Source organism: Lentzea sp. NPDC036949 (assembly GCF_055608075.1).
Window position 1 is genome coordinate 521,586 of sequence record NZ_JBVJRA010000001.1, and the last position, 25,144, is coordinate 546,729.

A 25,144-nucleotide genomic window follows, 5' to 3' on the forward strand; every position below is an offset into this window, starting at 1 on the left:
CGACACCCCGATCGTGTACTTCCCGGCCGCGCGTCAGGCCTTCCGGCACCCGCTCAGCTCGGTGCCCTTCTGCCAGTCCGCGAACGGGCTGCCCTTCTTCTGGGTGCCCGTGCAGACCACCTCGTCGCCCACGGCCACGTCACCGCTGACGTTGCTCGGCATCAGCGACTTGGGGGTGAGGCCGTCCTGCCACAGCACCCCCTCGGGTGCGTCGCCCACCAGTTCGAGGTCCAGGAACTCGGTGGGGGTCGACCTGTCGATCGAGGCGATCCGGTAGCGCAGCTGGCCCTCCCAGCCGGACGCACCGCACCCGGACAGCAGCAGGCAGCCGAGCAGGACCGCGGTGAGCTTGCGCATCAGTGCCCCCGTCCGACCTGCAGGACGTCCAGCACGTCCCGGTCGCCGGTCATGTCCTGGAGGTTCATCCGGTTCCACAGCCAGAAGTAGACGAGCTCGGCCTCGCCGGTGACCCCGGCGTCACCCTCCTCGCCGGGGGCGGCCGCGCGGACGTCCGGCACCCCGCCCGGCGTGAAGGAGATCAGCCACGACTCGGGCACGTCGGTGGGCCGGACCACGGCGGTGCCGGACAGGACGGTGGGCGAGTCGCCGTCGAGCTTGGCGGCGACGATCGTGGTCAGCACCTCGTCGATGCCGTCGGCGCACAGGTCGGCGTCCGTACCGACGAGCGTGCGGACGACCGTCTGCGCGTCGAACCGGCGCAGCACCGTCTCGTGCGCGATCCGGCGGTGCCAGACCCACGCGAGGTCGGGGGCGGACGGCGAGAAGGTCCACACCGGGCGGTTGCCCGGCACCGCGGTGAGGATCTCGTTCGCGGCCACGAGCTGGAGGTCGAGGTACTCGAGCGGGGACAGCCCGGTCGGCGCGGGCGGCGGCGCCATCGGGTTGCGGCTGCCGGTGCGCAGGTAGGCGGTGGAGGTCTCGAGGAAGCGCGCGAGGTGGATGACCAGGTCCTGCACGGTCCAGCCGGGCCTGGTCGGCACCTCCGCCGCCGGGTCCGCGTCCGCCACTGCCTTGCGGAACATCTCCGCCTGCTCGATGAACACAGCGGTCCACCGCTGGGCCGTCCACCCTGTCTGCACCATGCGCGTCATCGTGCCCGAAACGGTCTTCGCATGAGTGGGGAACCGGTCATGATGCTCCTGCGTCGCATGGATCGACGACCAACCAGGGGGTGGCGATGTTCGGCGTTGAGCCAGAGCTGCTGCGAACCGCGTCGAAGGAGTTCGGCAACGGCTCCGACGCGGTGCGGGAGGCAGCGGAGATGATCTCGATGCTCCAGCTCGACGCCGGTGCGCTCGGCGAGGTGGACGCGGCCGCCGAGTTCGCGGACGCCCTGTCGCGGTTCGTCGGCACCCACTCGCAGGACCTCCAGCGCGGCTCGGCCTGGTTCACCGACGCCGCCGAGGGCCTGGTGTCGAACGCGGAGGCTTACCAGCGCACGGACGACGACCACGCGTCGTTCCTGACGAAGATCATGAACGGACTGGGGGGCGGCCGGTGAGCTACACCGATCCGGAGGGCCTGTACGGCCGGCTCGCCTCGGGGGACGTCAGCCGCATCGCCGCCGCCGCGGACCCGATCACCGGTGCGATCAGCGCCGTCGGCAGGGCCGGGGAGTCGGTCGTCAACGGCGGCAGGACCGCGGTCAGCAGCTGGGTCGGCGAGAGCGCCGCGAAGTTCACCGCGCGTGCGGAGCTGTCCTCCACCGCCACGAAAGCCGTCCGCGAACGCCTCGGTGCCGGCGTGGACATCGTGCAGGCCGCCTCCCGCGCCTACGGGCAGATGCGCGGCGCCGCCGACCAGGCGATCAGCGTGTGGCGCAGCCGCCCACCGGGTCTCGACGAGCAGCAGACGCGCCAGCTGGCCAACCAGGTCAACGCCGCACTGGACCGGGTGCGGACCGGCTACGACGCCGTGCTGCGCTCCTACGCGGGTGCGCTCGCCAAGATCCCGCCGGGCTTCGAGGAGTCCGCGCGGACCGACGGCGGCTGGAGCCGGGCGGCCCAGCGCGCTGGCGGTGCGGGTGGACCGCTGCCGCCGGTGCCGCCGCCGGGAACCGACCCGAAGGCGGTCGCCGCCTGGTGGAACTCGCTCAGCGAGGACCAGCGCAAGGCGTTGCGGGACACCAGGTACCAGGAGCTCGGCCAGCTCCGCGGCCTGCCGGCCGACGTGCTCGACGAGGCCAACCGCAAGCGCATCCCCGAGGACCAGGCCCGGTTCAAGCAGCAGCGCGAACAGCTCGGGCAGCAGCTCGCCGACCGCGCGCGGGAGCTCGGCGTCGACCCGAAGTCGGCGGAGGGCCAGCGCGCACTGCGCAACGACCCGCAGGGCTCCCAGCTGATGGCGCAGTACGACGAGGCGGCCCGGCGGGAGAAGAACTCCAACGACGCGGCCAAGGCGTTGACCGACGCCAGGGACCTGGGCAAGGCGAACGGCAAGCAGCCCTACGTCCTCTACTGGAGCCCGGACGGCGCCGGTGCCAAGGAAGGCGCCCTCGCGGTGTCCTACGGCAACCCGGACACCGCGAAGAACCTCGCGGTGTGCGTGCCCGGCACGACGTCGACGCTCACGTCCTTCAGCCAGCACCAGGCCGCGCAGCTCAGCGCGGCGATGGGACCGGACGGCGCCGCGATCCAGTGGCTCGGCTACGACGCGCCGGAGTTCGCGATCGGCCAGGTCAACGACCCGGCGCAGGCCCAGGAGGGCGCGGCGATCCTCGCGAAGGACGTCGAGGGCTACCGCACCACGAACCCCGGCGCCCACGTCACGGTGATCGGCCACAGCTACGGCAGCACCGTCGTCGGCTACTCGGCCATGGACAACGGGCTCAGGGCCGACGACATCGCGTTCGTCGGCTCGCCGGGCGTCGGCGCCTCCACCGTCGACCAGCTCTCCGCCGGCCGCGGCCACGTGTACGTCGGCGGCACCGAGCACGACCCGGTCGTGCAGGCCACCAGCGGTGACTGGTTCACCAAGGACGGCTCGTCCACGGGCCCCTACGACTCGTCGTTCGGCGCCCAGACGTTCGGCACCGCCACGGACGCGAAGGTCGACTACGCGCACTCGGCCTACTTCGACAAGAACTCCGAGTCGCTCGACAACCTCGCGAAGATCGCCACCGGTCGCGGCGACGAGATCAGCTCGCAACGCTGGCAGGACTCGCCCACCCCGGTCGAGGTGCCCGGCTCCGACCTGCCGGTGGCCGGTCCGATCATCGACTGGGGCGTCAACACCGGCAAGGAGGTCGCCGACATGGGCGAGGACCTCTGGAACGGCGGCGGCCGGGTCGTCGAGGACGTGTCGAACGGCAACTGGGGCGGTGCCGCCGGGCACGCCTGGGACACCGCCAAGGAGGTCGGCAGCGACGCCGTCGACGTCGTGGCGGACACCGTGGGCAACGCGGTGGAGCTGGGCCGCGACGTCGTCGAGGGCGGCGTCGGGATCGTGAAGGGCATCGGCAACACGATCGGGTCGTGGTTCTAGACCGGGTCCTGGAACCTCACGACCGGGAGCAGTGCGGACAGGTCGGCTCGGGTGCCGGACGCGGTGACCCGGGCGGTGTCCACCGCGTCGGGCCAGGTCAGGGCGCCGGTGGCCAGTTCGAGCCAGGTGCGGGCGTCGGTCTCGACGACGTTCGGGGGCGTGCCGCGGGTGTGGCGGGGGCCCTCGACGCACTGCACGGCGGCGAACGGCGGGACGCGGACCTCGACGCTGCGGCCGGGTGCCACCTGTTCGAGGGTGCGCAGGCTCAGGCGCACGGCGGCGGCGAGCACGGGGCGTTCCGGCTGGTCGGCGGTGCCGTGCAGCCAGGGCAGGACGGCTTCGACCGCGGCGCGCATCTGCGCGGGGTCGACGGGTTTGGCTGGCACGCGGGCCAGATTAGCGAAGTGCGAGCAGCCGATTTGGTGCTGTTGGTATATCTGGGCGGTGATCAGGAACTTCGCCGTCGTGGGCCCCAGGCCGGCGACGAGGGAGCGGCTGGCGGCGGCGCTGGCGGCCGCGCCGAACCTGTCCGTCTACCGGATCGGCCGGGGCGCCGACCCGTTACCGGTCTCGGCGAGCTTCGACCCGGCCGACCAGTCGGGGTGCCGCAGCCTGCTCGACTGGTTCGAGCGGGGCGCGCCGTCGGGTGCGGTGCTGCTGGTCGACGACTGGGCGCTGTGCGCGGAGATGGACCCGGAGCTCGACCGGACGGTGGAGTGGGTCGCGGCCTTCGGTCCAGGGCGGGGCGTGCAGACCGTGGTGACGGCGCGGGACTGGGACACGCTGCCCCGGCGGCTGCGCAGGCACCTGCACGGCGAGGCGACGGACTTCCTGGCGCTGCACGGGGTTTCGGCCGACCTGCACGACAAGTGGCAGCGCAGCGACTTCAAGACCGCTCTCGGCACGGATGAGCACGGCTGGCCCGTGTACCTCGACATCAGCGTGGACGGACACGGCTACAGCGGCACGTACCTCGGCCCGTTCGAGCAGCGCTCGCAATGGTTGCAGAGCGCGCTCCTCGGCCTGATGGTCACGCATTCGCCGGCAGACCTGAACATCGCGTTCCTCGACATGCAGGACAACGACGTGTTCGGCGAGCTGCCGAACACGGGCCACACGACGTTCGAGCTGACCGGCCAGGACGACGACGAGTGGTTCGACCGCTTCACCGCGGGCCTGCACGGCGAGCTCAACCGCCGCCAGGAGCTGATCCACCGGGTTGCCCGGTGCCGCAACAGCCTCGACTACCGGGCCGCACGCGCGGCGGGTGCCGGCCTCGAACCGCTGCCGGACCTGCTGATCTGCGTCGACACCGCGGAGATCCTGATCGAACGCGGCTACCGCAACGTGCTGGAACCGCTGGTCAGGGCCGGGCGCACCCTCGGCATCCGGATGCTGTTCTCCGGCGAGGCCTTCCCGCCGCAGCTGGCGCTCCAGCTCCCCGAGTGGCCGCACGCGACCCCCGCGTTCGACCTCGACGAGATGGCCGCGGCACTGCCGCACGTGCTGGTGGGCGGCCCGCCCGCGCACGAGATCGTCCTGGCGCCGCTGCACACCACCGGCGACACGCCCACCCTGGACGTGCTGCCGCCGGGCGCGATCGGCGTGCTCGACCTGCCCTACGAACAACGCCGCGGCGTGCTCGTCCCGTCGTTCACCGACGAGCTGCGGCACGGCGCGATCGTCGGCGGCCCCGGCACCGGCAAGACCACCACGCTGCGCACCCTCGCGACGGTGCTCGCCGACCTCACCGGCTTCCAGCTGCTCGACGGCCCCGGCGAACCCCTCGACCCGGACCGCCACGTCGTCGTGACGGCCCGGACCTGGGACCAGGTGCCGCAGTTCGTCCTCGACAGCCTCGCGTTCGGCGTCGAGCTCCGCCTCGACGACCCGGCCACGTCACTGGTCGGGGCGCGCGAGGCCGGCCGGGTGCCGGACCGGCCGGGCTTCGGCCTGTCCGTGCCCGACCGGCTGCACGTGCAGATCGCGCTGCCGTGACCCACCGCGACCTCATCGGCCCGCCCCACCTGACCGGACCACGAGCGCTCGCCGACGGCGGGTGGCGGAGGACGGACCCGAGTGCACCGAGCTGCGGCAGCGGACCGGTCGTGACGCGGCACCGCCCGACCGGTCCGGCCCGGGCTCAGCGGCCGCGCAGGCGCCGCTGCGCGTCGTAGAGGTTGCGCGGCACCACGTCCGTCGTGCCGTACAGCTCCAGCCGCGAGTTCAGCGGCCCGGTGAAGTCCGGTTTGTCGACTTGGCCGAAGTCGCGGACCTCGGAGATCGCCACCGTCGCGCTGCACGGGGCGACCTGGTCGATGCGGACGTTGCCGGCGCGCTGGTTGGTCACGGTGACGTTCCAGTGCGCGAACCGGGCGCCGTACAACGGGCCCGCGTCCGCGCTGCCGCCGTGGGCGCCGACGTTGTTGATGGTGATCTCGGTGCGGACGTTGCCGAACGGCAGACCGCGGTGCGTGTCGAACACGTCGTGGTCCATCCTGCCGCGGGTCCAGACGTTGCCGCAGGACAGGCCCTCGACGTTGAGACCGTGGTTGCCCGCTCCCGCCTGGGACGGTTCGGACGGGGCCTCGATCACGAAGCCGTCGGTGAGGTTGTCGTGGGACTGCTCGCGGGTGGCGTAGGCGTGGTGGTGGCCGCGGCCGGAGACACGGGTGTTCAGCAGCGAGATGCCCTTGGCGGACACCAGGAGGAAGCCGTTGTCGACGTCGTGGACGTGCACGTCGTCGGCCCAGCAGTCCCAGGCGCACTGGAACGCCACCCCGTTGTAGCCCTTGTCCTGCAGGTGCTTCGGGGTCGGCACCCGGAACATCTCGATCTTGATGCCCTCGACGCCCGCGCCGGTGACGACGGGTGCCATGGTGGTGAGCCGCGGCTTCCACTCGGGCCGGAGCTCCAGCGGCAACGGCTGCGCGAGCTTGACCCTGTTGCCGCGCACCCACTCCACCCGCACCGGCCACAGGAAGGGGAAGTAGGACAACAGCTTCGTCTTGTCGTCCCAGCGGTAGGACGTCGTGCCGGGCACGTCGCCGCACATGTGCCTGGGCAGCGAGTAGTCGGAGTCGTCCAGTCGCAACAGCACCCGCTGTCCCGCGTGGATCGACCGTCCATCCGCGACGGTCACGACGAACGCACCGCGCGGTGCGGAGCCGGTGATCCCGGTCAGCACCGAGCCCTGCTCCAGCTCGTTGCCGGTCCAGCCCTCGAACGGCCACCTCTTCGCCTGGATCGACTCGACCAGCGGCCGGTAGCGGTCGCGGTGGCAGACCCACACCAGGCCGCCCGCCCAGCTCCACGCCGAGTTCTCCGAGCCGTAGCGGCTGCGGTTGATGCCGATGATCTGCTCCAGCGACCGGGTCGCGTAGAACGTCGTCTTCGCACTGCCCGCGCCGCGCAGCACGACGTTGTCGTAGCCGATGCGGATGATGTCGTCGATGCGGTAGCGGCCCGGCGGGACGAGGACGGTGCCACCGCCCAACCGGCCCACGAACTCGACCGCCCTGTTGATCGCGGGCGCGGCGTCGGCGGAACCGTCGCGGCGTGCGCCGAAGAACAGGACGTTCGCCAGCACCGGGCGGCGGGGCGGGCGTTCACCGGTGCGGTGGCCCGCGTAGGCGACGTTGGGGAGCTGCGGGTGGTCGTACGGGTTGGCGACGAACTCCTGCCACAGCGAGGCGGAGGACTCGGCGGCCGCCGTCCCCGTCAACGCCGGTGTCCCTGCCACCGCAATCCCCGCAGCCACCAGGAACTGCCGTCTGTCGATGTTCATTTCGCCGTCTCCAAGGGGTCTTGGCCACGGCGGCGGTGGTCAGATCAAACCAGAGATCAGTCCGCTGCGGAACGCACTGCTTCCGCGACCAGCTCGTCCACCTGGTGCATCAACCGGCGGGCGTCGGTCGGCGTGAAGGTGCTCCACGGCGGCTGGCCGTTGGTGGAACGGCGTTGCTGCAGGTAACGGCCCTCTTCGGTGTCGAAGAACGAGATCACGCGGTCGGGCCGGCAGCGCTTGCCGTACCTGTCGCGGGCCGCCGCGCCGAAGTTCCCGGTCCGCACGACGCCGGTGAACATCGTGACGAGCGCCTTCGCGTCGTCCTCGCGCAGGCCGATGCCGCGGAACGCGGCCTCCATCGACTTCGGTGAACCGTCGGTCCGCGCGGCCGCCTTCTCGATGTCCGCACTCGGCAGCGTGACCGAGAGGCCGGTGCCTGCGGGGTGCTGGGGCAGCACCGACAGGACCGCGGCGGCCAGGCCGGAGCCCGCCCACGGCTGGAACGTCAGCTGGTCGTCCCGCAACGTCGCGAGCGCGCCGTGGTCGCCGTTCGCCACGGCGAGGACGCGCAGGCCGTGACCGAGCCAGAGGCGGCCGTCCGCCTCCCGCTCGGGCTTGGAGAACATCCGCAGCAGACCGTCCAGCTCGGCCGACAGGCCGCGGGAGTTGCCGAGCCGGCGGTGGTCCAGCTGCTGGTGGACGCGGTTCTCCAGCGCGATGCGCTCGTCCCGCGTCCGGCCAGGTGAGGGGACCTTGAGCACGAGCGGCATGGGACCGACGTTCAGCCGCTCCCACACCACGTCGAACTCCTCGGCGGACAGGGTGATCGGCTCCCTCTCCGCCGGGCCGCCGAACAGGCTCACTCCGACAGGCCTCCGATGACCGGGGGCGCGATCATGCGGTCGTCGCCGAACACGTCGTCGGTCTCGACCAGGTAGTCGGCCACCTTGTGCTCGATGTCGTCCTCGCCCTCGCCCTTGGCACCGTGCGCGCCACCGGCGCCCATGCCGGCTCCACCGGCGGCACCGACCTTGCCCGCGGCACCGCCGGGGCCACCGGCAGCGCCCATGCCGCCGGGGCGCAGCGCGTCGGGGCCCATGCCGGGCACGCCGGCCTTCAGGCCGCCCTGACCGGCGCCGACGCCCTGGCCGGAGGCACCGAGCGACCCGGACATCGGGCCGAACGCCTTGCCGCCACCGAGCTGACCACCGCGCACGCCACCGGTGCCACCGGGACCGCTGCGGCCGCCACCGGGCACGCCCGTGGCCGGGCGGGTGAAGACCGGACCGGGCCCCGGCGTCGGGGTCTGCTTCGGCTCGGGCGTCGGCAGGGTCGTCGGCGGGAGGTGGGTCGTGGGGGGCGTCGTGGTCGTCGACGGCGTCGTCCACGACGTGTGCGTGGTGTCACCGGGCGGCGTCCACGTCGGCGTCGGGGAGACCGTGCCGGTGGGCGGCGCGGTCCACGACGGCGTGGTCGTGCCCGTGTTCGTGCCGGTGCCCGTCGGCGAGCTCACGCCCGTCGGGGTGTAGCCGACGTGCTGGTTGTGCGTGCCCGTCTGGCCGGGCGGCGGCGTGTCGATGACGATCTGCGGCGGGTCCGGGAACTCGCCCAGCGTGGAGGAGTTCCACCGGCTGTCGGCCTGGTAGTCCTCCATGACCTTCACGGCCTGGGCGGCGGCGTTGTCGGCGGCCGCCTCCTGGCGCTCGTGGTCGCGCTGCTGGCCGATGACGTGCGCGATGCCGGCCGGACCGGTCAGCGCGCCACCGGCGAAGTCGAGGAAGCCGGGCTTCTCGGCGGTGATCGGGACGACCTCGGGCATCTTCTTGCGCGCCTCGGCGATGAACTCGCCCTGCAGGCGTGCCGAGCTCTCCATGGTCGTGGCGCCCTGGTTCGCGAACCCGGCCCACTCCGCCAGCGGCGACAGCGCGGCGTTCGCGGCGTCGGCGGCGTCGGACTCCCAGTCCGCGCCCATCTTCGCCAGCGCGGCGTGCAGGTTCTCGTTGATCTCCGCGAGCGAGGCGGCGATCGTCTTCCAGCCGCCCTCGACCGGGATGGAGGCGGAGACGCCGGGGCCGGAGTTGATCATCTTGTACAGCTCGGGGTGTGCGTACCCCTGGAAGCGGTGGTCGCTCATCGGTCAGTCCCCTCCTCTCAGCCCTGCAGGTGCTTTCCCCAGAGGGCGGTGTTGTCGCCCTCGACCATGCGGTACTGCTCCTCGATCGCGCGGAGCTGGTCGATGACCCCGATGAGCTGCTTCTTGTAGAACACCAGCGCGGCCAGGGCCTTCTCGCTGGTCTGCTCGTTGAACGCCTTGGAGGTCTCGCTGCTGATCGGGTCACCGGCCCAGGGCCTGGTGGGCAGCGCGTCCGACGAACGTTCGATCTTGGCCTCGAACTCGTCCAACGCGCGCTCGAACGCCGCCCTCGCCTGGGGAATGGCGGACGGGTCCACCTTCAGCCTGCGTTGACCGAACTCCGGAGGCGACGAAGTACCCCCACCATCCGCGAGATGCACGGCACACCCTCCTCAGTACGGCCCTCAGGATCGGGGCCGCGTGTGCATTTGGAACGACTTTAGCTCTGATGCATGACGCGGGTGACCGGTTCCCGGTAAAAGCGAGTAGTTCTGCTCACTTCGCCCGGAGCGCCGACCCCGCTGCCTCCGCGAGCGGCTTGGCCCTCTCACACGCGCTGTCCGCCGTGGAGTCATTACCCAGACCGGCGGTCACCGCAACCCTCAACAGCTGCCCTTCGTTGGCGTCGAGGAAGACCTCGCACTGGGCCGTCCTGTTCCCGGACCGGCCGGTGGCGAGGTAGGCGGGGTACCCGGCGACCTCCAGCTCGGTCAGCCCGGTCGCCTGGCCGACCGTCCTCTTCAGCCGGTCGGCGCCACCGTTGACCACGGTGTCGATGCTCCAGAGGAACTTGCGGTCCTCGTAGCTCGTGCCGCACCCCCTGCTGCCTTCGCCGTAGTCGGCGTCGGGCGTGCCGGGCTGCACGCTGCGGATGCCGAGCGCGGTCCTGGTCTCGGGGGTCACCAGCGTGCACGGGTCGAGCGCCAGCAGGTCGACGGCCCTGGGGCGGTTCACCGGTGCGCTCTTCGCAGACGTCCCGGTCTGCGTGCCGGCCGAGGTCTGCCCGCCCGCGGAGGAGGTGCCGGGCTCGGTGGAAGAACACCCGGTCAGGACCGCTGCCAGCAGGAACGGGACCACCACGCGACGCATGACGGTCAACGTATCGGATCGCCGAACGCGGAGTGTCGCGATTGCGGTGAGCCGAGTCACCCGCACGGCCCATTGCCGGTGACCCCCACTGAAAGGAAACCTTCTTTACGATAACCCGGAGCGCCGCCGCCCCGATGCGTCGAGGAGCGACATGCTGCGCAACCGACCACTACCGGCACTGGCCGTGGCGGCCCTGGGGCTGGCACTGCTGGTGCCCACCACGGCGGCCGCGGGTCCGGTGCCCGGCACGGGAGCGGCGCTGACCGTGACCGCACGGCCCGGTACCGCCTCCACCGTCCCCGACTGGCGCATGCAGAGCAGCGCCAGGGCCGCGCAGGCCGGTGACGTGATCTCCGGACCGGCCTATTCGGACACCGGGTGGCTGACGGTGCCCGCGCGGTCCACCGTCATGGCCGGCCTGGTGGCCAACGGCCGGTACCCGGACGTCCGGTTCTCCGAGAACATGAAGCAGGTCGACGCCGGCGACTTCAAGGTCGCCTGGTGGTACCGCAAGGTGTTCAGCGCCGACCCGCAGCCGGGCGTGCACACGTTCCTCCGGCTCAAGGGCGGCATCATCGCCCGCGGCGAGATCTGGTTGAACGGCAGCAAGGTCGCCGGCACCGACCAGGTCGTCGGCGCGTACCCGACGCACGAGTTCGACGTGACGCCGTTGCTGCGCAAGGGCGACAACGCGCTCGCGATCAAGGCGACGCCGGCCGACCCGCAGAACGAACTGCTGATCCACTTCATCGACTGGGCGCAGCTGCCGCCCGACCGCAACCAGGGGATCTTCCGCGACGTCACGTTCGAACCGAGCGGCCCGGTCTCGCTGCGCAACCCGCGCGTCGACACCGACCTGCCGCTGCCGGCCCTGACCAGCGCGAAGATCACCACGAAGGTCGACGCGCGCAACAACACCGGCCAGCCGGTCACCACCGAGGTCACCGCCGCGGTCGCCGGTCAGGTCCTCAAGCAGCGGGTGCAGCTCGCGGCCAACCAGACCAGGACCGTGACGTTCACCCAGGACCTGCGGGACCCGCGGGTGTGGTGGCCGTTCCAGATGGGCGCGCAGCCGCTCTACGAGGCCGTGCTCACCGCGAACGTCGGCACCACCGCGTCCGACAGCGCGAAGACCACCTTCGGCGTCCGCGAGGTGTCGTCGAGCCTCCGCGGCACCGGACGGCAGTTCACCGTCAACGGCAAGCCGTTCCTGATCCGCGGCGGTGGCTGGGCCTCGGACCTGTTCCTGCGCACGGACGTGCGCTACGTCGAGGACCAGCTCGACCTCGTGAAGGCCATGGGCATGAACACCCTCCGGCTGGAGGGCAAGCCGGAGAACGACGAGCTCTACGACCTGGCCGACCAGCGCGGCATCATGATCCTCACCGGCTGGGAGTGCTGCTCGAAGTGGGAGCGGTACGACTCGTTCGACGCCGAGGACGACCGGGTCGCCGGCGAGTCCGCGGAGAGCGAGGCACGGCGCATCCGCAACCACCCGAGCATGATCGGGTTCATGATCGGCTCCGACGCCGCACCCGGCGCCGGCCTGGAGAAGACCTACCTCGACGCGTTGCAGCGGGCCGAGTGGAACCTGCCGGTCATCTCGTCGGCCAAGAACATCGGCTCGCCGCAGCTGGGCGAGCCCGGCATGAAGATGGACGGCCCGTACTGGTGGGAGCCGCCGGTCTACTGGCACACCAAGCAGCTCGGCGGCGCGGCCGGGTTCGCCTCCGAGATCGGCCCCGGCGCGACCATCCCCGAGATGGACGAGCTGAAGAAGTTCCTGTCCGCCGCCGAGATCAACAGACTCACCGACTACAACGCGACGCAGTACCACCTGTCGCCGTCGGCCACGTTCGACAAGCTGACGTTCTGGGGCACCGCGCTCGACAACCGCTACGGCAAGCCGGCGAACGCCGAGGACCTGGTCCGCAAGGCGCAGCTCGCGAACTACGAGACGAACCGCGCGCAGTTCGAGGCGTTCGGCGACAACTTCAGCGACGCGACCAACCCGTCGACCGGTGTCATCTACTGGATGCTCAACAACGCCTGGCCGACGCTCTACTGGCACCTGTACGACTACTACCTCGCCACCGCGGGGTCGTACTTCGGCGCCAAGGCGGGACTGCGGCCGTTGCACGCCCAGTACTCCTACGACGACAAGTCGCTGTCCGTCATGAACACGAGCCTGCACCCGGCCACCGGCCACCGGCTGCAGATCACCCTGTTCAACCTCGACGGCACGCAGAAGGCCGACGAGACCCGGGCCGTGACCGCGGCGGCCAACGGTCCCACCAAGGCCGGCCCGCTGCCGCAGCCGTCCGGGCTGTCCACCACGTACTTCGTGCGCCTGCTGCTCAAGGACGCGGCCGGCCAGGTGGTGGACCGCAACGTCTACTGGCTCTCCACCAAGCCCGACACGCTGAACTACGGCGGTTCCACCTGGTACCACACGCCGCAGTCCGGGTACGCGGACCTCAAAGGCCTCAACGCGTTGAAGCCGGGCACGGTCACCTCGACCGTGTCGACCGCGCCCGCCGGTGACGACCGGCAGGTCACCACGGTGACGCTGAAGAACACCGGCAGCACCGTGGCGTTCTTCGTGCGGGCGTCGCTGCGCAAGGGCACCGGCGGTGCCGAGGTGCTGCCGACGCGGTGGAGCGACAACTACGTGACGTTGTGGCCGGGCGAGACCCTGGCGCTGAAGGCCGAGTACCGGTCCTCGTCGCTCGGGTCCGCCCGGCCCGTCGTGGAGGTCTCCGGCCACAACGTGGCGAAGAAGTCGGTCAGCTGAGGTACCGCTCGACCACCACGGCAGGTCGCTCGACCGGTTCGCCCCGGTCGAGCGACCACGCCAGCCGCACGTACTGGGCGTGCGTCCAGGCCAGCGGGGTCGCCGACTGCGTGCCCCGGCCGTCCCACACCTGTTCGGGCAGCATCAGGCCGCTGTTCGCCGTCGCCGCGACCTCCCGCAACCGCTTGGCTGCACTCGCCTTGTCGCCCGCGAGCAGCTCGTACTCGCCGCGTTCACCGCTGAGCAACGGCCACAGCCGCCCGTACGTGCGGGTCGGCTCCGGCCAGTTGATGCCCCACGGGCGGCCGTCCGCGGTCTCGCCGTAGCCGTCCTGCGTGAACCGGTGCCAGTAGCCCTGTTCCTTCAGCTGCGCGTCGACCACGGCGACCGTGTTGCGGATGACCGGGTCGTCGGCGCGCTTCACGCCGAGCCGCACCAGTTCGAGGAAGCTCGGGTCGACGACGGCCCGCTGGTCGATGTCGGTCGGGTTGTTGTCACCCAGGTTGTACTTCGTACCCTGGTCGGGCTTCCCGTCCTTGGTGACGCGCAGGTAGTACGGCTTGGGCGCGTACGGGCCGGTGCTCGTCGCGGTCCAGCCCTCGACCTGCCGCTGCCACGCGTCGGCCGCGGCGAGGTAGCGGTCGGCGTTCTCCCCGTTGCGCCGCAGGAGGTCCGCGAAGCACACCAGGCCCGCGACCGCGGACGCGATCGTCGCCGGCGAGTACCCGCTCTGGTTCTCCCACCGCTCCTGCTCGCTGAACGGCGCGTCCGGGTAGCTCAGCAGGTAGTCGGCCGAACGGCGCAGAGCGTCCACTGTGGACCTGTCGCGCCGGTCCAGGTGCCACGCCAGCAGCAGCGGTGCCGCGGTCTGGTCGAGCTGGACCTTCAGCCACACCGGGGTGCCGTCGACCCGCGTGTTCTGCGGCAGGTGGCCGTCCGGCTCCTGCTGCTCACGCAGCATGAAGTCCAGCGAGCGCTCGGCGAACCCGCGGTCGCCGGCGGCGATCATGGCGGTGGACACGTGGTAGAGGTCGCGCGGCCACACGAGCGCGTACGGGCCGAGCTCCGGTGCCAGCTCCCGATCGGACCCGAAGGCCCACGGGAAGCTCGGCGACGCGATGGACGCACCGGGGTGCGTCTTGTCCTCGGTCGCCGCCAGCACCATCACGGACATGTCGTAGAGCCGCCGGTCCGCCGACTTCGGCCGCTTCAACCCGTCCAGGTACTGGTGCCAGCCGCGTGCGTACTCCCGTGCCACCACACGGAAATCACGGTTCAGCGCCGCCCGTGCGACGCCGTCGCCGAACCCGACGGCGAACGTGCCACGAGCGTGCCGCACGGGTTCGGCGGGCAGCGTGCTCTCGACGGTGCTCGCGCCCTTCATCGGCACGTGGTCGATCGTCAGCTTCATCGGCCGCTTGGCCCAGAACTCCACGTCCGCCAGCACGGCCGCACGCTGCGGATCGGTGACGTAGGTGAGCACGGCGTGCCAGCCCTCACCGTACAAGCGCTGCCGGAACGTCAACGACCGGTCGTCGGCGGGTTCGGTCCGCGCCTGACCGGGCTTGCCGTCGACCAGCAGCCGGGTCTCGCGGGTCGCCGGGGTGCTCAGGTCGGGGTGGAAGACCTCGGACAGGCCCTGGTGGCCGAGGGTGAACCACACCGGGCTGCCACCTCTGGCCGTGCCGAACCCCTGTTTGTCCGCGGGGAGGGGGACGACCTCAGCGGCGTGCACGACCGGTGTCACCGCCACGAGAAGGAGCACGACGAGCGCCAGGATCTTCATGGCACTCGGAGTTCCCCGACCTAGAGATCACCACGCAGCAGGCTGTCGATGTCCTCAGGCGGACCGGGCCGCGCGAAGAACCAGCCCTGGCCGGTGTCGCAGCCCAGCCGCAGCAGCCGTGCGGCCTGAGCAGGCGTTTCGACGCCCTCGGCGGTGACGCCCAACGACAGCGCGTGCGCCAGCTGCACCAGCGTGGCCACGATCTGCGCGTCGACCGGGTCCTCCTCGTTCTCGGCGCGCAGGCCCTCCATGAACGAACCGGCGATCTTCAGCTCGTGCACGGGCAGGTGCTTGAGGTACGCCAGGTTGGAGTAGCCGGTGCCGAAGTCGTCGATCGCGATGCGCACACCCATGTCGCACAACGCCCGCAGCGCCTCCAACGGCTCGTCGGCGGTGCCCATGATCGCCGACTCGGTCAGCTCCAGCTGCAGGTGGTGCGGCGGCAGCGCGCACTCGTCGAGGATGCGCTTCACGTCCCGCACCAGCTCGGGGTCGCGGGACTGGCGCACGGCGAGGTTCACCGACACGAACGGTGCCGCGTCACCGAACTCGACCAGCCAGCGCCGCGCCTCCTCGCAGGCCTTGCGCAGCACCCACCGTCCCAAGGGGACGATCAGCCCGGTCTCCTCGGCCAGCTCGATGAACCGGTCCGGCGCGAGCCGCCCGAACTCCGGGTGCTGCCAGCGCACCAGCGCCTCGACACCGACGACCGTGGAGTCCTCCAGCCGCACCAGCGGCTGGTACTCGACGTAGAACTCGTCGCGTTCCAACGCGCGCGGCATCGTGGCGGACAACGTGAAGCGGGCGACCTCGCGGGCGTTGCGCTCCGGGTCGTACAACGCCCAGCGCGCCTTGCCGTCGGCCTTCGCCCAGTACAGCGTGATGTCCGCGTCGCGCATCAGGTCGGCGGCCGTGGTGCCGGACAGCTGCCGTTCGACGATGCCGATCGAGGCCGACACCGACAGCTCGTGGCCGGCGATGCGGATCGGTGCCTCCAACTCGGTCAGCACCCGGCCGGCCACGTCGACGATGTCCTGTTCACCGGACGAGCCCTCGACCAGGATCACGAACTCGTCGCCGCCCATGCGGGCGACCAGCTTGCCCTCGCCGGACACCGAGTGGTCGAGCCTGCGCCCGACCTCGACCAGCAGCTGATCGCCGACGTCGTGGCCGAGCGAGTCGTTGATGACCTTGAAACCGTCGAGGTCCAGGTAGCAGAGGCCGGCCCGCTGGTGCTTGCCGCGGTTGTTGAACACCCGGCCGAGGCGTTCCAGGAACAGCGCCCGGTTCGGCAGCCCGGTCAGCGGGTCGTGCAGCGCCTGGTAGCGCAGCCGGTTCTGCAGCAGGTGCCGGTCGGTGACGTCCTCGATCATCGCCACCTGGTACTGCGGCTCGCCGTGGTCGTCGCGGACCAGCGACAGCGTCAGGTGCGTCCACACCTGCTCGCCGTCGGCGCGGTGGAAGCGCTTCTCGGCCCGGTAGTGGTCGCACTCGCCCGCGATGAGCTGGTCGTAGAGCCGCCACACGCTGCCCGCGTCCTCGGGGTGCATGAGGTCGCGCACGTTGTACTGGCGCATCTCCTCGACGCTGAAGCCGAGCATGTCCTGCAACGCCTGGTTGACGTCCAGTATCCGGCCGTCGATTGCGGCGATGCCGATGCCGATCGCGGCCTCGGTGAACATGGCGCGGAACCGGGCCTCCGAGGCCCGCAGCGCCGCCTCGGCCTGGTCGCGGGCGTCCAGCACGGCCGCCCTGATCGCCTCCTGCTCGGCGAGCGTGCGTTCCCGCAGCGCGCGGGCGTACCCGGCGGACAGGGCGCCCTGCAGCGCGGCCAGCCGGGACCGCAACCGCGTGTCCCCGGCCGCGCCCAGCTCGGCCAGCAGGTCGTCACCGAGCAGCTGGACCGTGCGGCCGAGGGTGTCGGTGCCGGTGAAGTGCGCGTCGACCAGCCGGGAGCCGATCTCGTAGCCGGGCTCGGTGCGGAACGGGCTCGCGTAGAGCGCCTCGACCAGCAGCACGGTCAGGTCCTGCAGGTGCTGGGCGACCTCGGCCCTGGTCATGGGGACGTAGCTGGACCCGATGACGGCCGTCGCCCAGCTGCGCGCGAACGACTCGGCACCGGCCAACACGGCCGGGTCCGAGGGAGAGCGGTCGTCGCGCACCCGGTGGTCAACCCGTTCGGTCATCGTCTCGGCCCTAACGCCACGAACGCGCAGCATACGGGCGGTTGCCGTGCGCAGTCACCTTTACGCCTTCCGGCCCAGCGCGCCGAACGCCGGGAAGGGCGTTCGCGAGCCGTTCAGGTCGTCCGGCGACTCGGGCCGCCAGGCGGGCAACCGCACCACACCCGGCTCCACCAGGTCGAACCCGTCGAACAAACGGGTGAACTCAGCCTCGTTGCGGTACGTCATCGGGGTGACGTCGCGGTCGTACACGCTGCGCACGGCCCGGTACGAGCCGGTCTCCTCGTCCGCCTCGTACCCGGCGTGGGAGATGGCGAGGTGGCTGCCCGGTGCGAGCCGGTCGCGGTACCCGCCGATGATGCCCAGCGGGTCCTCCTCGTCGGACACGAAGTGCAGCAGCGCGATCATCAGCACGGCGATCGGCTCGTCGAAGTCCAGCAGGCCGCCGACCTCGGGCGAGCCCAGCACGGCCGCCGGGTCACGCACGTCGGCCTGCAGCACGGCCACCCGTCCGTTGCCGTTCAGCAGCGACCGGCTGTGGGCCACGGCGACCGGGTCGACGTCGACGTAGACGACCTTCGCGGCCGGGTCGGTGCCCTGCGCGATCTCGTGGACGTTGCCCACGGTCGGGATGCCCGAGCCCAGGTCGAGGAACTGCCGGACGCCCGCGCCGAGCAGGTGGCGCACGACCCGGCGCAGGAACGCGCGGTGGTTGAGGATGACGTCGCGCAGCTCGGGCATGACCTCCAGGGCCCGCTGCCCGACCGCGCGGTCGGCCGCGAAGTTGTGCGCACCGCCCAACCAGTAGTCGTAGACCCGTGCGACGCTCGGCCGTTCCAGGTCGATGTCCCCCGGTGCCCAGTTCGGCCGCTCCACCGCTACCTCCACGTCGGATCCGCGCACCCACGTCATGGGCCGATCCGCCAGCGTTGCACATCGCGCCGTTGGCAGAATGCGGACCTCGTGAGGTTCCTGCGGCTTGCCGATCGGCGCAAGCACCACCAGAAGACCGTGCTGCTCCCCACCCTCCCCGCCTCCCTCGTGGCGTTCCCACGAGCCCGACCTGCCGCTGACGTGGAGGAACTGACGTGAAGTGGCTCTTCGCCGTCATCTCGGCCGCTCTCGTCACCGCGGGCACCGCCGTGGCGCTGTGGTGGCTCAAGGCACCCGCGGTGGAGGTCGTGAAGACCGCCGGTGTCGCCGGTGGTGCCGTCATCGCGGTCTACGCGTTGTGGCTCAACGACCGCAAGCACCTGCTGGAGAGCGACAAGGTCGCCGACGAGCGGTTCGCGCGCTCGGTCGAGCTGCTCGGCAACGAGGCCGACCAGGTGCGCGTGGGCGCGATGCACGCGCTGGTGTGGCTCGCGAACTCGACGCCGCGCTACACGCAGACCGTGCTCGACGTGCTGTGCGCGTACCTGCGCCGCCCGTTCACGCACCCGTCGTGGGAGCACGACCGCGCGGACCCGGACACGGTGTTCGTCACGGTCGACCCGGAGGTCCAGCGCGAGCAGCAGGTCCGCCGCACCGCGCAACGGCTGATCCGCGACCTGCTGTCGTGGGGGGACAGGAACAGGAAGGACTTCTACGACCTCGACCTGACCGGTGCCGCGCTGGAGTACTTCCAGCTCGACGGGCGGCGGGTGCACCGGTTCGTCTGCCGGCGCGCGCAGTTCTACGGCATCACCGAGTTCCGCGAGCTGCACGTGCGCAGCCGGGCGTTGTTCTCCGGTTCGACCTTCCACGGCCGGCTCTCGGTACCGGAGGCGCGGTTCGAGGGCGGGCTCGCGTTCACCGAGTGCACGTTCCACGGCAGGGTGGACTTCCGCGGTGCCACCGTCGGCACGTTCCTGGCGCTCGTCGACCCGCCACCGCCGGAGCAGGTGGGCGAGCTGAGGTTGTTGCCCGGCACCGCTCTGCGCACGCCGGTGGAGGGCTGGTCGCTATCCGGCGGCGCGCAGGCGCCCCGCCCGCGCCTCGGCGACCACGTCCAGCAGGACGCGCGCGGCGGCGCTGACCGCGTGGCCGGTGACGACCGCGGTCTCGGCAACGGGCACGTCCCCGCGCAGGCCGACGAAGTGCGCCCTGGTGGGCTTGACCGCGAAGGACTGCGGGACGAGCGCAACCCCGAGACCGAACCCGACGAAGTCCAGAAGTGAGTGCACGTCGTTGACCTCGACGGCGACGTGCCGCTCGACCCCGGCCGCGGTGAGGGTGCGGTCGACCTCGTCGCGCGTGCCCCAGTCGGCGTTGAAGTCGACGAACGCCTGCCCCCTCAGCTCGGTCAGCTCGACGCTTTCTTTACCGGCGAACGAACTTTCCGGCGCACACGCGAGCACGAGCGGTTCACTGGCCAAAGTGGACACCCGGAGGTCGTCGGGCATCCTCGGCCGGCGCGTCACGAAGGCGAGGTCGAGCCGCCCGGCGCGGACGTCCTCGACCAGCTCGGCGTTGCCGGACTGGCGCATCCGGATCTCCACGCCGGGGTGCAGCTCGTGGAACCGCGCCAGCACGGCCGGCAGGTGCACCACGTGCAGGCACTGCAGGCTGCCGACGGACAACGTGCCGCGCAGCAGCCCCTGCACGGCGGCCACGGCGTCGCGCGCCGACTCGACGGTGCCCAGCGCGCGCCGTGCCTCCGGGAGCAGCGCGCGGCCCGCCTCGGTCAGCTCGACCTGGCGGGTGGTGCGCAGGAACAGCGGCGCGCCGAGCTCGACCTCCAGCGCGCGGATCGACGCCGACAGCCCCGACTGGGCGATGTGCAGGCGCCGCGCGGCCCTGGTGAAATGGGATTCCTCGGCGACCGCGACGAAGTGCTCCAGCTGCCGGAGTTCCACGATTCATCACCTGCGGTGCTCAATGAGATCACTTCTCTGCGTTGGACAGCTTAATGCAGGTGGAGCAGAGTGGAGGGCATGCAGAAGCGCCGAATCGGAGAAGTCGAGGTCAGCGCCATCGGACTGGGCGGCATGCCCATGTCGGTCCAGGGCCGGCCGGACCGCGCACAGGCCATCGAGACCATCCACGCCGCGCTCGACGCGGGCGTGACGTTCATCGACACCGCCGACGCCTACTCGCTCGACGACAGCGACTTCGGGCACAACGAGGAGCTGATCGCCGAGGGGTTGCGCGGTCGTTCCGAGGAGGTGTTCGTCGCGACGAAGGGCGGTCACACGCGCGTCGAGGGTGGCGGCTGGGCGCTCGACGGACGGCCCGAGTACCTGCGCAAGGCGGTCGACGGGTCGTTGCGGCGGCTGGGTGTAGACCAGATCTTCCTCTACCAGTTCCACCGGCCGGACCCGAAGACGCCGATCACCGAGTCGGTCGGGGCGCTCGCCGAGCTGCTGGACAACGGCAAGATCCGCTACGCGGGCGTGTCGAACTTCAACCCCGAGGAGATCGTGCAGGCCAACGAGGTCCTGGGCGGTCGGCTGGCCGCCGTGCAGAACCAGTTCTCGCCGTCGTTCCGGTCGAGCGAACCGGAGCTGGAGCTGTGCGACAAGCTCGGCATCGCGTTCCTGCCGTGGAGCCCGTTCGGCGGCATCGGCAAGGCGGGCGCGCTGAGCGGGCCGTTCAAGGAGGTCGGCGACGCACACGGGGTCAGCCCGCACCAGGCGTGCCTGGCGTGGATGCTGGCCAAGTCCGAGGTCGTCATCCCCATCCCGGGCGCTTCCCGGCCGGCGAGCACCACGGACTCGGCAGCGGCGACCCACCTGGAGCTGACCGCGGAGGAGCTGACCCGCCTGGACGGGTGAAGCCGGTGGCCGACTGAGCCGAATGGTCGCACGATCTAGTGCATGCGGACCTTGATCAGCATTGCGGCGATCGTCGCCGGGATGACCCCGGCCCCCGCGTCCGCGGTGCCCTTGCCCGAGGGCTCCGCGGACCACTTCGCGGGTTCACAGATCCTCCGGCACGAGGGGGTGGGGACCCGGACGGCCGCAGCACCACCGGCAGACGGCAAGGTGCCCGGCATGGACGTCAGCAGCCACCAGGGTGACGTCGACTGGGCGGACTCGTGGGCCAAGGGTGCGCGGTTCGCCTACGTCAAGGCGACCGAGGGCACCGACTACAAGAACCCGGACTACGCCCAGCAGTACAACGGCTCGCTCGGCGTCGGCATGATCCGCAGCGCGTACCACTTCGCGCTGCCCGACCGCTCCGACGGCGCCGAGCAGGCGAACTTCTTCGTCGACAACGGCGGGGGCTGGACGCCGAACAGCAAGACCCTGCCACCCGCGCTGGACATGGAGTACAACCCGTACGGCGACACCTGTTACGACATGTCCCAGGCGGAGCTGACGACGTGGGTGCGCTCGTTCAGCGACACGGTCTACGCGCGCACGAAACGGTATCCGGCGATCTACACGTCCACGAACTGGTGGAACAAGTGCGTCGGCGGCTCGTACAACTTCGGCGAGCACCACCCGTTGTGGATCGCGCGCTACGCCGACGAGCTCGGACCGCTCCCGGCCGGCTTCACCTTCCACACCATCTGGCAGTGGCAGGCCGCCGGCTTCTTCCCCGGCGACCAGAACCTCTTCAACGGCAAGTACGACCAACTGGCCCGCCTGGCCGCCCGTTGACCGCTCAACGCACGCGGGGAGCCTTCGTACTCTCCGAGAGTACGAAAGCTCCCCGCGTGCGGTTGAAGCGTCAGTCGAACAGGGCTGGGAGGGTGCCCTCCCAGGCCTCGCGGAGCTCGGTCAGGGGCAGCGAGCCGAGGTCCTGGATCTCCAGGGCGCCCGACTCCGGGTCGACGACGCCGACCTTGCGCCACGGCAGAGCGCGCGCGGTGCACATGTCGGTGAAGCGCTGCTCCTCGGTGCGAGGAACGGCCACGAGCACACGGCCGGCCGACTCGCTGAAGAGCTCGGTGAACAGGTCGCCCTCCAGGAAGACCCGCGCACCCGTCTCGCCGATGAGGCACGTCTCGACCAGGGCCTGGGCCAGACCGCCCTCGGACAGGTCGTGCGCGGCGGAGACCATGCCGTCGCGGGAACCCGCGACGAGGACCTCGCCGAGCAGCTTCTCGCGCTGCAGGTCGACCTTCGGCGGCAGACCGCCGAGGTGGCGGTGGACGACGTGCGCCCACTCCGACCCGCCGAACTCGGCGCGCGTCTCACCGAGCAGCAGCAGCGTCTCGCCGGCCTCGGCCCCGATCCCGGTGGGGATGCGGCGCCGCACGTCGTCGATCACGCCGAGCACGCCCACGACCGGCGTCGGCAGGATCGCCGTGGAACCGGTCTGGTTGTAGAAGCTGACGTTGCCGCCGGTCACCGGGATGCCCAGCTCCACGCAGCCGTCCGCGAGGCCCTTCACGGCCTGCTCGAACTGCCACATGACACCGGGGTCCTCCGGCGAGCCGAAGTTGAGGCAGTTCGTGACCGCGACCGGCGTGGCACCGGTGGCGGCGACGTTGCGGTAGGCCTCGGCCAGCGCCAGCTGCGCACCCGCGTACGGGTCGAGCTTGGTGTAGCGGCCGTTGCAGTCGGTCGAGAGCGCCACACCGCGGTGCGTGTCCTCGCCGATGCGGATCATGCCGCCGTCGCTGGGCTGCGCCAGGACCGTGCCACCGCGCACGTACCGGTCGTACTGCTGGGTGACCCACCGCTTGGAGGCCAGGTTGGGGCTGGCCGCCTGGGACTTGATCAGCTCCAGCAGCTCGTCCTTCGCGGGCTTCGCGAGGGCGTCCGGCGTGTTGGCCTGCAGCTCGTCCTGGTCGGCGGGCCGCTGGATCGGCCGGTTGTAGACCGGGCCCTCGTGGGCGACGGTCCGCGGCGGCACGTCCACGACGACCTCGTCGTGGTACGTGATGACCAGGCGGTCGCCTTCCGTCACCTCACCGATCTCGGTGGCGATGACGTCCCACTTGCGGCAGACCTCCATGAACGCGTCGACGTTGTGCGGCTCGACGACCGCGCACATGCGTTCCTGGGACTCGCTGGACAGGATCTCCGCCGGCGTCATGCCCGTGGCCCGCAGCGGAACGCGGTCGAGCCACACGTGCATGCCGCCGTCGCCCGCGGACGCCAGCTCGCTCGTGGCGCAGGACAGACCCGCGCCACCGAGGTCCTGGATGCCGACGACGATGCCCTTCTCGAAGAGCTCCAGGGAGCACTCGATCAGCACCTTCTCGGTGAACGGGTCGCCGACCTGCACGCTCGGCAGCTTCTTGCGCTTGCCGGCCGTGTCGTCGAACGTCTCGCTCGCGAGCACGGACACGCCACCGATGCCGTCGAGGCCGGTGCGCGCGCCGTAGAGGATGACCTTGTTGCCGGCACCGGACGCGTGCGCCAGGTGCAGGTCCTCGACCTTCATCGCACCGACGCACAGCGCGTTGACCAGCGGGTTGCCCTGGTAGGTCTCGTCGAACACGACCTCGCCGCCGATGTTCGGCAGGCCGAGGCAGTTGCCGTAGCCGCCGACGCCCGCGACGATGCCGGGCAGCACGCGCCTGGTGTCGGGCGCGTCCGGCGCGCCGAAGCGCAGCGGGTCCATGACCGCGAGCGGCCGGGCACCCATCGCGAGGATGTCGCGCACGATGCCGCCGACCCCCGTCGCCGCACCCTGGTAGGGCTCGACGTAGGACGGGTGGTTGTGGCTCTCGGCCTTGAACGTGACCGCCCAGCCGTCACCGATGTCGACCACACCGGCGTTCTCGCCGATGCCCGCGAGCATCTTCGACTTCATCTCGTCGGTCGTGGTCTCGCCGAAGTACTTCAGGTGCACCTTGGACGACTTGTAGGAGCAGTGCTCGCTCCACATGACCGAGTACATGGCGAGCTCGGCGTCCGTCGGCCTGCGGCCGAGGATCTCCTTGATGCGCGCGTACTCGTCGTCCTTCAGGCCCAGCTCTTTGTAGGGCTGCTCCTGGTCGGGGGTGCTCTCGGCGTTCTTGACGGTGTCCACGGTCATGCCTTCACCTGCACTGCGTCGAGGAGGGACAGGAACATCCCCAGTCCGTCGTCCGTCGGGCCGGTGAGCGCGTCGATCGCGTGCTCGGGGTGCGGCATGAGGCCGACGACGTTGCCCCTGGCGTTCGTGATGCCCGCGATGTTGTTGCGGCTGCCGTTGGGGTTCTCGCCGACGTACCGGAAGACGACGCGGCCTTCACCTTCGAGCTCGTCGAGGGTCCGGTCGTCGGCCTGGTAGCCGCCCTCACCCGACTTCAGCGGCACGAGGACCTCGGCGCCGGCGTCGTAACGGGTGGTCCACGCGGTGCTGTTGTTCTCGACCTTCAACCACTGGTCGCGGCACACGAAGTGCAGCTTGTGGTTGCGGACCAGCGCACCCGGCAGCAGGTGGGCCTCGGCGAGGATCTGGAAGCCGTTGCAGATGCCCAGCACGGGCATCCCCTTGTTCGCGGCCTCGACCACCTCCTGCATGACCGGCGCGAACCGGGCGATGGCACCGCAGCGCAGGTAGTCGCCGTAGGAGAACCCGCCGGGGACGATGACCGCGTCGACGCCCTTCAGGTCGTGGTCGCCGTGCCAGAGCGGCACGGCCTCCCCGTCCGCGTACCTGACGGCTCGCTGTGCGTCGACGTCGTCGAGGGTGCCGGGGAAGGTGATGACCCCGACCCTCATGCGTCGACCCTGCGCACGGTCCAGTCCTCGATCACGGGGTTCGCGAGGAAGGTCTCAGCGATCTTGGCGAGCGTGGCGTCGTCGACGTCGTCGGCGACCTCCAGCTCGAAGTGCTTGCCCTGGCGGACAGCGGTGATGCCGTCAAAACCGAGGCGCGGCAGCGCGTTCGCCACCGCCTGGCCTTGCGGGTCGAGAATTTCGGGCTTCGGCATGACGTCGACGACGACTCGGGCCACGACAGACTGCTCCCGGGATTCGAGGGGGCTGGCGGTACCCGG

The 25,144-nt window shown here is 71.0% G+C and carries 21 protein-coding genes and 1 pseudogene; 7 read left to right on the forward strand and 15 right to left on the reverse strand.

Going from position 1 to position 25,144, the window contains the following annotated elements; all coding sequences use genetic code 11:
* Positions 1-33: 33 nt before the first annotated feature.
* Together ACZ7CD_RS02685 and ACZ7CD_RS02690 are read right to left on the reverse strand one after the other, a co-directional pair.
* Complete coding sequence (locus tag ACZ7CD_RS02685) at positions 34-357, reverse strand: hypothetical protein (RefSeq protein ID WP_360394415.1); 324 nt, start codon at positions 355-357, stop codon at positions 34-36.
* Positions 357-1,103: a maleylpyruvate isomerase N-terminal domain-containing protein gene (locus ACZ7CD_RS02690; protein WP_470378217.1), complete on the reverse strand. Its 747-nt coding sequence runs from the start codon at positions 1,101-1,103 to the stop codon at positions 357-359. The genes ACZ7CD_RS02685 and ACZ7CD_RS02690 overlap by 1 nt, the downstream gene beginning before the upstream one ends.
* A gap of 95 nt (positions 1,104-1,198) precedes the next feature.
* Here ACZ7CD_RS02690 and ACZ7CD_RS02695 point away from each other — a divergent pair, with 95 nt between their 5' ends.
* Entirely contained in the window at positions 1,199-1,522 is a 324-nt protein-coding gene (locus ACZ7CD_RS02695) for a type VII secretion target (protein ID WP_360394409.1), read from the forward strand.
* Complete coding sequence (locus tag ACZ7CD_RS02700) at positions 1,519-3,504, forward strand: alpha/beta hydrolase (protein ID WP_360394407.1); 1,986 nt, start codon at positions 1,519-1,521, stop codon at positions 3,502-3,504. Before ACZ7CD_RS02695 ends, ACZ7CD_RS02700 begins: the two co-directional genes overlap by 4 nt.
* Here ACZ7CD_RS02700 and ACZ7CD_RS02705 read toward each other — a convergent pair.
* Positions 3,501-3,860, reverse strand: a complete 360-nt coding sequence (locus ACZ7CD_RS02705) for a sterol carrier family protein (protein ID WP_458434289.1) — start codon at positions 3,858-3,860, stop codon at positions 3,501-3,503. The genes ACZ7CD_RS02700 and ACZ7CD_RS02705 overlap by 4 nt on opposite strands.
* An 88-nt stretch (positions 3,861-3,948) precedes the next feature.
* Here ACZ7CD_RS02705 and ACZ7CD_RS02710 point away from each other — a divergent pair, with 88 nt between their 5' ends.
* A complete protein-coding gene (locus ACZ7CD_RS02710) occupies positions 3,949-5,502 on the forward strand; it encodes a hypothetical protein (protein WP_470378218.1) in 1,554 nt (517 codons plus the stop codon).
* 145 nt (positions 5,503-5,647) lie between these two features.
* Here the strand turns inward: ACZ7CD_RS02710 and ACZ7CD_RS02715 are convergent, their stop codons facing one another.
* The 5 genes from ACZ7CD_RS02715 to ACZ7CD_RS02735 all read right to left on the reverse strand — a co-directional run bounded on the left by ACZ7CD_RS02715 (position 5,648) and on the right by ACZ7CD_RS02735 (position 10,514).
* On the reverse strand, positions 5,648-7,291 hold the full coding sequence (locus ACZ7CD_RS02715) for a glycosyl hydrolase family 28-related protein (RefSeq protein ID WP_470378219.1): 1,644 nt from the start codon (positions 7,289-7,291) through the stop codon (positions 5,648-5,650).
* Positions 7,292-7,347: 56 nt separating this feature from the next.
* Positions 7,348-8,154: an ESX secretion-associated protein EspG gene (locus ACZ7CD_RS02720; RefSeq protein WP_458429996.1), complete on the reverse strand. Its 807-nt coding sequence runs from the start codon at positions 8,152-8,154 to the stop codon at positions 7,348-7,350.
* Positions 8,151-9,425 carry a PPE domain-containing protein gene (locus tag ACZ7CD_RS02725; protein ID WP_470378220.1) on the reverse strand — a complete coding sequence of 425 codons (1,275 nt, stop codon included), beginning with the start codon at positions 9,423-9,425 and terminating at the stop codon, positions 8,151-8,153. Before ACZ7CD_RS02725 ends, ACZ7CD_RS02720 begins: the two co-directional genes overlap by 4 nt.
* Positions 9,426-9,442: 17 nt before the next feature.
* Positions 9,443-9,742 (reverse strand): transcriptional regulator, encoded by a 300-nt coding sequence (locus ACZ7CD_RS02730; protein WP_360394387.1) that lies wholly within the window; start codon positions 9,740-9,742, stop codon positions 9,443-9,445.
* A gap of 178 nt (positions 9,743-9,920) precedes the next feature.
* Positions 9,921-10,514 carry a DUF3558 domain-containing protein gene (locus ACZ7CD_RS02735; RefSeq protein WP_470378221.1) on the reverse strand — a complete coding sequence of 198 codons (594 nt, stop codon included), beginning with the start codon at positions 10,512-10,514 and terminating at the stop codon, positions 9,921-9,923.
* Between the two features lie 151 nt (positions 10,515-10,665).
* Here ACZ7CD_RS02735 and ACZ7CD_RS02740 point away from each other — a divergent pair, with 151 nt between their 5' ends.
* Positions 10,666-13,308 (forward strand): glycoside hydrolase family 2 protein, encoded by a 2,643-nt coding sequence (locus tag ACZ7CD_RS02740; protein ID WP_470378222.1) that lies wholly within the window; start codon positions 10,666-10,668, stop codon positions 13,306-13,308.
* Here the strand turns inward: ACZ7CD_RS02740 and ACZ7CD_RS02745 are convergent.
* The 3 genes from ACZ7CD_RS02745 to ACZ7CD_RS02755 are packed head-to-tail and all read right to left on the reverse strand — an operon-like array spanning position 13,301 to position 18,165.
* On the reverse strand, positions 13,301-15,094 hold the full coding sequence (locus tag ACZ7CD_RS02745) for a glycoside hydrolase family 15 protein (RefSeq protein ID WP_470378223.1): 1,794 nt from the start codon (positions 15,092-15,094) through the stop codon (positions 13,301-13,303). The two genes, ACZ7CD_RS02740 and ACZ7CD_RS02745, sit on opposite strands and share 8 nt — an antisense overlap.
* 20 nt (positions 15,095-15,114) lie before the next feature.
* Complete coding sequence (locus ACZ7CD_RS02750) at positions 15,115-17,280, reverse strand: putative bifunctional diguanylate cyclase/phosphodiesterase (protein ID WP_360394376.1); 2,166 nt, start codon at positions 17,278-17,280, stop codon at positions 15,115-15,117.
* 60 nt (positions 17,281-17,340) lie between these two features.
* Entirely contained in the window at positions 17,341-18,165 is an 825-nt protein-coding gene (locus ACZ7CD_RS02755) for an SAM-dependent methyltransferase (protein WP_470372995.1), read from the reverse strand.
* Positions 18,166-18,620: 455 nt separating this feature from the next.
* Here ACZ7CD_RS02755 and ACZ7CD_RS02760 point away from each other — a divergent pair.
* A pseudogene (locus tag ACZ7CD_RS02760) lies at positions 18,621-19,070 on the forward strand (hypothetical protein); the annotation flags it as partial.
* A 150-nt stretch (positions 19,071-19,220) separates the two neighbouring features.
* On the opposite strand, the gene ACZ7CD_RS02765 reads toward ACZ7CD_RS02760, so the two are convergent.
* Positions 19,221-20,114, reverse strand: coding sequence for a LysR family transcriptional regulator (locus ACZ7CD_RS02765; protein WP_470372994.1), 894 nt, complete (start codon positions 20,112-20,114; stop codon positions 19,221-19,223).
* A gap of 78 nt (positions 20,115-20,192) precedes the next feature.
* Between ACZ7CD_RS02765 and ACZ7CD_RS02770 the strand changes: the two genes are divergently transcribed.
* The gene (locus ACZ7CD_RS02770; RefSeq protein WP_360394368.1) at positions 20,193-21,032 is read left to right on the forward strand and encodes an aldo/keto reductase; all 840 of its coding nucleotides are present in this window, start codon (positions 20,193-20,195) and stop codon (positions 21,030-21,032) included.
* 42 nt (positions 21,033-21,074) lie between these two features.
* Positions 21,075-21,863 carry a lysozyme gene (locus ACZ7CD_RS02775; protein WP_470378224.1) on the forward strand — a complete coding sequence of 263 codons (789 nt, stop codon included), beginning with the start codon at positions 21,075-21,077 and terminating at the stop codon, positions 21,861-21,863.
* Between the two features lie 70 nt (positions 21,864-21,933).
* On the opposite strand, the gene purL is transcribed toward ACZ7CD_RS02775, so the two are convergent.
* The 3 genes from purL to purS are packed head-to-tail and all read right to left on the reverse strand — an operon-like array spanning position 21,934 to position 25,102.
* Positions 21,934-24,195 carry a phosphoribosylformylglycinamidine synthase subunit PurL gene (purL, locus tag ACZ7CD_RS02780; protein ID WP_470378225.1) on the reverse strand — a complete coding sequence of 754 codons (2,262 nt, stop codon included), beginning with the start codon at positions 24,193-24,195 and terminating at the stop codon, positions 21,934-21,936.
* Positions 24,192-24,866 (reverse strand): phosphoribosylformylglycinamidine synthase subunit PurQ, encoded by a 675-nt coding sequence (gene purQ / locus ACZ7CD_RS02785; protein ID WP_360394360.1) that lies wholly within the window; start codon positions 24,864-24,866, stop codon positions 24,192-24,194. Before purQ ends, purL begins: the two co-directional genes overlap by 4 nt.
* Positions 24,863-25,102 carry a phosphoribosylformylglycinamidine synthase subunit PurS gene (gene purS, locus ACZ7CD_RS02790; RefSeq protein WP_053739663.1) on the reverse strand — a complete coding sequence of 80 codons (240 nt, stop codon included), beginning with the start codon at positions 25,100-25,102 and terminating at the stop codon, positions 24,863-24,865. Before purS ends, purQ begins: the two co-directional genes overlap by 4 nt.
* Between the last annotated feature and the right edge of the window lie 42 nt (positions 25,103-25,144).

Coding starts and splice junctions, on each gene's coding strand:
- ACZ7CD_RS02685 (WP_360394415.1), bottom strand. CDS start 357: ATGCGCAAGCTCACCGCGGTCCTGCTCGGCTGCCTGCTGCTGTCCGGG.
- ACZ7CD_RS02690 (WP_470378217.1), bottom strand. CDS start 1,103: ATGGTGCAGACAGGGTGGACGGCCCAGCGGTGGACCGCTGTGTTCATC.
- ACZ7CD_RS02695 (WP_360394409.1), top strand. CDS start 1,199: ATGTTCGGCGTTGAGCCAGAGCTGCTGCGAACCGCGTCGAAGGAGTTC.
- ACZ7CD_RS02705 (WP_458434289.1), bottom strand. CDS start 3,860: ATGCGCGCCGCGGTCGAAGCCGTCCTGCCCTGGCTGCACGGCACCGCC.
- ACZ7CD_RS02715 (WP_470378219.1), bottom strand. CDS start 7,291: ATGAACATCGACAGACGGCAGTTCCTGGTGGCTGCGGGGATTGCGGTG.
- ACZ7CD_RS02725 (WP_470378220.1), bottom strand. CDS start 9,425: ATGAGCGACCACCGCTTCCAGGGGTACGCACACCCCGAGCTGTACAAG.
- ACZ7CD_RS02735 (WP_470378221.1), bottom strand. CDS start 10,514: ATGCGTCGCGTGGTGGTCCCGTTCCTGCTGGCAGCGGTCCTGACCGGG.
- ACZ7CD_RS02740 (WP_470378222.1), top strand. CDS start 10,666: ATGCTGCGCAACCGACCACTACCGGCACTGGCCGTGGCGGCCCTGGGG.
- ACZ7CD_RS02745 (WP_470378223.1), bottom strand. CDS start 15,094: ATGAAGATCCTGGCGCTCGTCGTGCTCCTTCTCGTGGCGGTGACACCG.
- ACZ7CD_RS02750 (WP_360394376.1), bottom strand. CDS start 17,280: ATGACCGAACGGGTTGACCACCGGGTGCGCGACGACCGCTCTCCCTCG.
- ACZ7CD_RS02770 (WP_360394368.1), top strand. CDS start 20,193: ATGCAGAAGCGCCGAATCGGAGAAGTCGAGGTCAGCGCCATCGGACTG.
- ACZ7CD_RS02775 (WP_470378224.1), top strand. CDS start 21,075: ATGCGGACCTTGATCAGCATTGCGGCGATCGTCGCCGGGATGACCCCG.
- purL (WP_470378225.1), bottom strand. CDS start 24,195: ATGACCGTGGACACCGTCAAGAACGCCGAGAGCACCCCCGACCAGGAG.
- purQ (WP_360394360.1), bottom strand. CDS start 24,866: ATGAGGGTCGGGGTCATCACCTTCCCCGGCACCCTCGACGACGTCGAC.